We start from the raw sequence: 7447 nt of genomic DNA, 5'->3' as shown, positions 1-7447 counted from the left end.
GTGCGTGTCATCTGCGTGTTCAACGGGGTGTGCGCGGTGGTGTGCGGCGGCTTCATGATGGCGGGCGCTGCGGGCATCCTGCCGCCCGCGTTCGGCGAGCTCTTCGGCTTCTTCGACCTCATGGTGCCCTTGATTCAGCGGATGCCGCTGCCTGCGTATATGACGGCCGATCTGTTCTGGCCGGGGCTTGCCCTTGCGCTCGTGAACGGGGTGGCAAACCTCGTGGCCGCTGTGCTGTTCGCGCGCAGCGATGGGCGCGCGCGTTCGTGGGCGCTGCTGGCCGGCGCGCTGCTCATCGTCTGGTGCGTGTTCGAGCTCGTGTACCTGCCGAATCCGGTCTCGGTGATCTACCTGGTGATCGGCCTCGTGCAGACGGCATGCGCGGTGGTGATGCGTCCCGCGCGCTAGCGGCGCGCGGGTTCGTGCCGCATGAGGCCGTGGGCCGTGCAGTACGTGTAGAGCTTCGCGCCGGCGAGGCGGGGCAGGCGCGCTTCGGCGCCCTGCTCGGGGTAGAGTTTTTCGACGGCCATGCGGTCGAAGCCCACGACGGCGACGAAGCCGAGGTGGTGCTGCTTGTTCATCTCGTGGTCGAAGGTGACGTACCAGTCGCCCTCGATCGGCTCGACGTGCACGGCGTGCGCCTCGTCGGCTGGCAAGGCGACGAGCGGGGGCAGCTTCCTGCCGCAGCAGGACACTTCGGCGTCGCCGGTGGTGACGATCACGTTGTCGCAGGCGGGGCAGACGCGGAATGCGGCGCGTTTCATGGTTCCTCCCGTTCGGACATCGACGGCCAGGCGGCCGTCGAGCAGCGTTTCCACGGGAGTTCCCAAGCGTTCGGACAGGCCGGGCAAAAGCTCGATGTCGGGACAGCCGCCTCCGCGCTCCCATTTGGACACGGCCTTGTCGGTGACGCCGAGCGCGTCGGCGAGCTGGCGCTGGGTGAGCCCGCGCTCCTCGCGAAGCGCGCGGATGAGCGTGCCGGTGTTTCTGGCGTCCATGGCGATCCTCCCTGGTTTTTTCGGACGGCGTCTACGATACGCGCGCGCCGCGGCCGGCGCAATGAACGCTCCGTAGAGTCGCGTCTCCCGGCGTAGCGGAGGCGGCGGACAAGCCCGTCAGCGCCGGAGCGCCTCGGCTCGCTTCACGCGTTCGACGAGCACGTCTTTCACGTTCTCGCGCGGAACGGCCAGCGACACCGCAAGCTCGTCGCACAGCAGGCCTTCTGCCAGGTCGAAGTACTTCTTGTCCGTGGCGGTGATGCGGCGGCCCGAATCGACGCGCCGGACGGTGCGCTCGTGGACGGACTTCATGATGGGAACCAGATCCTCGGGCGCGAACGTTCTGAGGCGCTTGTCGTATTCTTCCTTCATGCGGCGCTCCAACAGGGTGGGCGTGGGCGCGTCGGGCTTGAGGGCATTCTCGTCGATGGTGTCGGCATCCACGATGGAATCGATCAGGGCGAGTGCCGCGCGCTTCGACATGATGGGACGCAGGTTGTCGGGCGTGGCCTCGTCGACGGCAACGAACAGCTTGAGCGAGTTCTCGAACAGCGCGCGCAGCTCGAGGTAGTCCTTTCCTTCGAAGTAGTTCTCGCGCAGGGCGGCAACTTCGCAGACATGATGACGGTAGACGACCGTATCTCCGCATGCGTACATGGCAACCTCCGATGATGGGTGGGAACGGTAGGTGCGGTTCAGTCGCGTCGCGGTGACGTCGCAGAATCAGCACTTCGATTGTACCACTTCGCGGGAAGCGTGCGCGCATCCCGCTTCGGCGAGCGGCGGAGCCTGACTCCGTCCAGTTACGGGTAGCGGCTGACGCGCTGTCGCTTGGAACAGACGATTCTGCGGGAAAAGCGTCCGCTTCGGGCGACAGCGCGCTCCCGCGGGCCACGGCCTCTGCAGGAGCGCGGCAAAGCCTGCGCGCTACGCGAACAGCTCGGCCGCCTTCTCCATGCGCTCGGCTATCGGCACGCCGAAGGGGCAGCGCGGCTCGCAGGCGGCGCAGGCCGTGCAGTCGTCGGCGGCCGCGTCGAGCGCGCGGTAGTGCTCGCGGATCGAGGCGGGCACCTCGCTTTGCATGACAGCCAGGTCGTAGAACTTGTTGACGGCGGCGATATCGATGCCGGCCGTGCAGGGCGCGCAGTGGCCGCAGTAGGTGCACTGGCCGAAGTAGGCGTGTTTCGGCGCTCCCGCCAACACGCTCGCGTAGTCCTTCTGCGCTTCGGTCGCCGTTTCGTAGGCCACGGCGTCGTCGACGTGCGCCGGCTCGTCGAAGCCCGCCAGGATGCTAGCCGCGGCGGGGCGGGTGAGCGCGTAATGGATGCACTGCACGGGCGTCATCGCCGCGCCGAACGGAGACGCCTCGGCGCTGAACAGACGCCCGCCGGCATACCCCTTCATCACCGTAAGGCCCACGCCCTCGCGTTCGCACAGCGCGTACAGCTCGGCGCGGGTGGGATCCATGCCTTCGAGCGCGTCGTCGTAGGCGAAGGTGAATGCGTCGTCGAGGCTGGCCGTGGCCGGCAGGAGGTCGAAGGCGGGGTTCACGCTGAACATGACGGCTTCGATCTCGCCGGACAGCGCGGCTCGCTTCGCCACCTCGGGCGCGTGGGTGGACAGCCCGATGTGCCCGATGACGTCGGCGGCTTTGAGCGCGCGCACGTATTCGATGAACTCCCCGGCCATGATGCCCTCGTACTCGTTGATGTCGTCGACGTAGTGGATCATGCCCAGCTCCACGTGGTCGGTGCCGAGGCGCGCGAGCAGGTCCTCGAACGCGGGACGCACGAGATTCATGTCGCGCGTGCGCACGTACTGGCCGTCTTGCCAGGTGGAGCCGATGTGGCCCTGGATGATCCAGCGGTCGCGCGTGCCGGCCAACGCAGCTCCGAGGTTGCTGCGCACCTCGGGTCCCGCCATCCAGCAGTCGAGGATGTTGATGCCCGCTTCCTCGCAGCGCTCGACCACGGCGCGCACCTCGGCGGCCGATTTCTTCTCCATCCATTCAGCTCCGAAGCCGATCTCGCTGATTTCGAGCCCCGTCCTGCCCAGTTCGCGGTAGCGCATACAAACCCCTCTCGCGATAGTCCTTCGCGTTCGCATGCAGCACGCTTCCGTACTGCTTCTTGGAGCGAACTCTAATCCAAGTTTTTTCTTCTTACGCCTTTCCGCAGCTGGGGCAGAGGTCGCACAGGAAGCACGTCGCGCACTTCGGGTTGCGGGCGATGCACGTTTCGCGGCCGAACAGCACCCATTGATGGTTGATGGGACCCCAGTATTCGCGCGGGTACAGCTTGAGCAGGGCGGCCTCGGTCTTCGCTGGCGTGTCGGCCGAGGGGCCGGCGAACTTCAACCGATGCGCGATGCGGAACACGTGCGTGTCCACCGCGATGCCCTCCACGATGCCGAACGCCTCGTTGAGCACGACGTTCGCCGTCTTGCGCCCCACGCCCGGCAGCTTCTGCAGCTCGTCTATGTCGCGCGGGATCTCGCCGCCGTAGTCGGCCACTACCATCTGAGCGCACTTGATGACGTTCGCCGCCTTCGTATGGAAGAAGCCGATGGTGCGGATGATGCCTTCAACGTCGCGGACATCGGCCGCTGCGAGGTCCGCGGGCGTGGGGTAGCGCTCCCACAGCGCGGGCGTGACCTTGTTCACGCCTTTGTCGGTGGTTTGGGCGCTCAGCAGTACGGCGATGGTCAAGCGGAACGGATCGCCCCAGTAGTGCAGCGCGCACTCGGCGGCGGGGTAATGCTCGTTCATGCGCTCCGCCACCGCAAGGGCGCGCTGGCGTTTGGCGGTCATGGTCTCGCGTGGCATAGGATCTCCTCGGGATGCGGTTTTAGCGAAACTCCTCCCAGTATAATGAAGTTCTTCGTCCGTGTCCCGCTTTCGAGGACGGCGAACGGCGGATGCGCGCCGCGATTGCCGTTCGCCGTCCGATTGCTGGTACCGCTCTTGCCGTCGGTGTCGTGGGGCTAGCCCTCGTGCACGATGCGGCCGTCGGAGATCGTGTAGCGCACGGTGCTGTCGGAGATCTTCTTCGGGTCGCAGGTCAGGATGTTCTGGTCGAGCACCGCGAGGTCGGCCTTCTTCCCGACCTCGATGGTTCCCACGAGGTCCTCCATGAAGTTCTCGAACGCGACGTTCTTCGTGTAGGCTTCCAGGGCCTGGTACGGCGTGATGGCCTGCTCGGGCCAGCGATGCATATCGGTGTCCTCTTCGCCGGGATAGGGGCTGTTGCGCGTGACGGCGACCTCGATCTCCTCCAGGGGCGCGAACGGGGTGACCGGGCCGTCGCTGGCACCGCTCACGATGCAGCCGGCTTCCAGCATGTTCTTGACCGGGTACATGGCCATCGCGCGCTCTTCTCCGATGTAGGCGATCTCGAGCTCGCACAGCGGGTCGCGGTACATCCACAGGAACTGCAGCGCGCTGATGACCTCGAGGTCGGCGATCCTCTTGATGTCCTCGTCGGCTACGGCGCACACATGGGTCATGGTGTAGCGGCGGTCGGCGCGCTCGCCGTTCTCCTTGATCGCGTTCTCGAAGGCGTTCAGCGTGTTGCGGACGGCACCGTCGCCGATGGCGTGGACGTGCACCTGCACGCCCGCCTTGTCGAGGGCGGCCACCATGGCGTCGAACTCCTGCTGATCCCATTCGGATTCGCCGTACCAGTCCGACCCCTTGCCGGCGGCTTCGTTGTACGGTTCCAGCATGACGGCGCTGCCGCCTTCGGTGACGCCGTCGGAGAACATCTTCGCGGTGCCGGTGGATATCATCTCGCTGTCGTAGCGTGCCAGTCCCTTGACTGTTTTGACCGCTTCGCTCGGATCGGTGCCGGGGATGATGGTGGGCAGGATCCTCATGCGCAGGTTGAGCTCGCCGGCCTTTTCCAGTTCGGAGAAGAAGCGCGCGTCCACGGCGGAGAGGTTCGTGATGCCGGTCAGGCCGAAGCGCGACGCGTCCTCCTGGTACTTTGCGATGGCCTGCTCGTACTCTTCGTCGGTGTGCTCGGACACGACGAGGGCGGACACTTCGGTGGCGGCGCCGTCGATGAGATATCCGGTGGGCTCGCCGTCCTCGTCCCTCGTGATGATGCCGCCGAGCGGGTCGGGCGTGTCGCGCGTGATGTTCGCCATCTCGAGCGCCTTGCTGTTGACCCAGGCGGAGTGATGCGAGACGTCCAAAAGCAGGATGGGCTTGTCGGGGCAGATCTCGTCGAGCAGCTTCTTGTTCGGCCCGGGGTTGCTGCCGTCCTCCAGCTGGAACGCGTTCACCATGAACGGGTTGCCCGTGTACGCCTCGCGCTCGGGATGCGCCGCGACGAAGTCGGAGATGATCTTCACGTACTCGTCGACGGTGGTCGCGTCGCCGAGGTATATGTCGTAGAGCTTGGTGACCCAGTCTCCCGGGGCGTGGATGTGACCGTCCATGAAGCCGGGTACCACCATGCCGCCCTCGAGGTCGATCACCTTCGTGCCGCTTCCCACGAAGGCTTCGAGCCCCGCCTCGTCGCCGACGTAGACGATCTCGTTGCCGTCGACGGCCAAGGCTTCGGCGACGTCGTTCTCGGACGTCATGGTTTGGATCGTGCCGCCGCGAAACGCGAGGGTGGCCGTTTTCTGCTGGGCGCCGGCGCCTCCCTCCGCCTCGTCCGTTTGCGCTTCGCCGTTTTCGCTTCCGCAGCCCGAAAGCGCCGGCAAGATGAAGAGCGTGGCCGCTCCTGTCGCGCAGATTTTGACGAACTTCCTACGGGACAACGTGTTCGATGGTTGGTTCGTATCCATGGCGTGCTGCTCCCTTCCTCGTGCGGCGGGTCGTGTCGACCGCGTTCCAGCCGCTTCCTGATGCAGGTATACAGGCGGATTCGCCCTGTCCGGAAGTCCTATTTGCGTTTATACGAGGCGAACGGCTCCTATACCCGAAATAACCCCGGGTTGGTATTGCGCTTCGAGCGGCGGAGCCGTACCCTGGCGAGCTTAGGGGAGTCTTCGCCAGCGCGAATGACGGAGGGTGGTTCCGATGACGTATCCGGTATTCCTGTACAACATGCTCCTTGCGGCGACGTACGTCGTTCTCGCGGTCGTGTTCTTCTGGCTGCACCGTTCGCGGTCCAGCCGTCTGGCGTGGTGGCTCATGATCCTGTTCGCCTGCTCGTTCGTGGACAACGGAACCTATTTCATGAAAGAAGTGTTCACGGCGCTAGGCCATCCCGATCCTCTGTTCGCGACGTTCTACCAGGCTGCGGAAGCCCTGTTCATAGCCTGCTACCCCTTCATCATCCGCATGATCAGCGGTTGCTTTTACGATGATATGCCGTCGAAGCGATCGATGGTCGTGCTCGGCGCGGCTTGCGCCGTCGCGACGGCGCTCGGCGTCGCCGCGCCCGTCGTGCCTTACTCGGTGTTCGGCACGGTGTACCCCCTTCTGTACGCGTGGGTGTTCCTGCGGCTGATTCCCAAGATGGACGGCGTTTGGCCGAAGGCGGTGGTCGTCTCGCTGGTGGTGCTGCACGTGATCGACGCGACGTGCCGTGTGCTGGGGGTGGAGGCCGTCCTGTTCTGGGAGAACCGCGACCTTCTGGTGGAAACGTGCTGGGCGATCTACGTCGGATGCGCCGTCTATATCGCGTGGACGCTGCTGCACACGGTGGAGCAGCCGTACCTGCCGAACGTCGACATGTCGTTCCGGCGTTTCCTCGACGCTTACGGTCTGAGCGGCCGCGAGGGAGAGATCGTGAAGCTGCTCATGGAGGGCGAGACGAACCAGGGCATCTGCAACAAGCTGTACATCGCGGCGGGCACGGTGAAGGCGCACAACCACAGCATTTACAAGAAGCTGGGGATAGAGAACCGCTCGCAGGTTTTGCTCAAGTACACCGATTATCTGGAGCGTAGCGCCCAGGAAGCGCGATTGTTCTGCTGAGCGCTGGCGGCTCCCCGTCCCCTTGTGGTTTCTCCTTCATGGTGCGCTGTCGGGCGTCGCGCGAGAGCTTATCGGATGGTAGAATCGGCAGCGCCGTCCGCGCGTGCGCGCAGACGGCGACCAGAAACCTTGCATGAAGCCGCCGATCGCGGCTTTTCGTGCTGTTCGCATACGGAAGAGGACGCGCCATGCTCATCGATTCATTGACGTTCACCCTGGAGAAATCGGGCTGCCTCGACGCGTTCTGGGGCAAGCTGGACGCGGGCGAGGACGGCACGCTGGGCGTGGCCTCGTCGGCGCGCCCGTTCCTCGTGGCGGCGCGGTTCGCGCACAGGCCCCAGCCGACGCTCGTCGTGGTGGCGGGCGAGGACGCGGCCGTGGCGTTCTCGCGCAGCCTGGCGGCCTACCTGGGCGACGAGCGCGTCATGCGCTTTCCCGAGCGCAGCGACTACCCCTTCGTGCCGAAGCCCAGCGACCCTGCGCAGGTTGCACGGCGCATGGAGGCCGTGCACGCCTG

8 protein-coding genes are annotated in these 7447 nt (G+C 65.4%); 3 read left to right on the top strand and 5 right to left on the bottom strand.

Annotated elements, in window-relative coordinates:
* A partial coding sequence (locus HMPREF1023_RS02585) for a hypothetical protein (protein ID WP_156788357.1) occupies nucleotides 1–408 on the top strand: 408 nt, incomplete at its 5' end.
* Here the strand turns inward: HMPREF1023_RS02585 and HMPREF1023_RS02580 are convergent.
* The 5 genes from HMPREF1023_RS02580 to HMPREF1023_RS02560 all read right to left on the bottom strand — a co-directional run bounded on the left by HMPREF1023_RS02580 (nucleotide 405) and on the right by HMPREF1023_RS02560 (nucleotide 5792).
* Nucleotides 405–998 (bottom strand): helix-turn-helix domain-containing protein, encoded by a 594-nt coding sequence (locus tag HMPREF1023_RS02580; protein ID WP_009304588.1) that lies wholly within the window; start codon nucleotides 996–998, stop codon nucleotides 405–407. The two genes, HMPREF1023_RS02585 and HMPREF1023_RS02580, sit on opposite strands and share 4 nt — an antisense overlap.
* A 117-nt stretch (nucleotides 999–1115) precedes the next feature.
* Nucleotides 1116–1655 carry a CarD family transcriptional regulator gene (locus HMPREF1023_RS02575; protein WP_009304587.1) on the bottom strand — a complete coding sequence of 180 codons (540 nt, stop codon included), beginning with the start codon at nucleotides 1653–1655 and terminating at the stop codon, nucleotides 1116–1118.
* Nucleotides 1656–1925: 270 nt separating this feature from the next.
* A complete protein-coding gene (locus tag HMPREF1023_RS02570) occupies nucleotides 1926–3068 on the bottom strand; it encodes an aldo/keto reductase (protein ID WP_009304586.1) in 1143 nt (380 codons plus the stop codon).
* A 91-nt stretch (nucleotides 3069–3159) separates the two neighbouring features.
* Nucleotides 3160–3822 carry an endonuclease III gene (gene nth / locus HMPREF1023_RS02565; protein ID WP_009304585.1) on the bottom strand — a complete coding sequence of 221 codons (663 nt, stop codon included), beginning with the start codon at nucleotides 3820–3822 and terminating at the stop codon, nucleotides 3160–3162.
* Between the two features lie 158 nt (nucleotides 3823–3980).
* Nucleotides 3981–5792: an amidohydrolase gene (locus tag HMPREF1023_RS02560; RefSeq protein WP_035578318.1), complete on the bottom strand. Its 1812-nt coding sequence runs from the start codon at nucleotides 5790–5792 to the stop codon at nucleotides 3981–3983.
* 235 nt (nucleotides 5793–6027) lie between these two features.
* Between HMPREF1023_RS02560 and HMPREF1023_RS02555 the strand changes: the two genes are divergently transcribed.
* The gene (locus tag HMPREF1023_RS02555) at nucleotides 6028–6930 is read left to right on the top strand and encodes a helix-turn-helix transcriptional regulator (RefSeq protein WP_009608299.1); all 903 of its coding nucleotides are present in this window, start codon (nucleotides 6028–6030) and stop codon (nucleotides 6928–6930) included.
* A gap of 188 nt (nucleotides 6931–7118) precedes the next feature.
* Nucleotides 7119–7447 (top strand): hypothetical protein (locus tag HMPREF1023_RS15625; protein WP_035578315.1); only part of this gene is annotated, 329 nt, incomplete at its 3' end.

Origin of the sequence: Eggerthella sp. 1_3_56FAA (assembly GCF_000185625.1) — a bacterium.
Lineage (GTDB): Bacteria > Actinomycetota > Coriobacteriia > Coriobacteriales > Eggerthellaceae > Eggerthella > Eggerthella lenta.
Note: the sequence above shows the minus strand (reverse complement) of the source record. Positions and strands in the feature narration are given on the sequence as shown.

Coding starts and splice junctions, on each gene's coding strand:
- HMPREF1023_RS02560 (WP_035578318.1), bottom strand. CDS start 5,792: ATGGATACGAACCAACCATCGAACACGTTGTCCCGTAGGAAGTTCGTC.
- HMPREF1023_RS02580 (WP_009304588.1), bottom strand. CDS start 998: ATGGACGCCAGAAACACCGGCACGCTCATCCGCGCGCTTCGCGAGGAG.
- HMPREF1023_RS02575 (WP_009304587.1), bottom strand. CDS start 1,655: ATGTACGCATGCGGAGATACGGTCGTCTACCGTCATCATGTCTGCGAA.
- nth (WP_009304585.1), bottom strand. CDS start 3,822: ATGCCACGCGAGACCATGACCGCCAAACGCCAGCGCGCCCTTGCGGTG.
- HMPREF1023_RS02555 (WP_009608299.1), top strand. CDS start 6,028: ATGACGTATCCGGTATTCCTGTACAACATGCTCCTTGCGGCGACGTAC.
- HMPREF1023_RS02570 (WP_009304586.1), bottom strand. CDS start 3,068: ATGCGCTACCGCGAACTGGGCAGGACGGGGCTCGAAATCAGCGAGATC.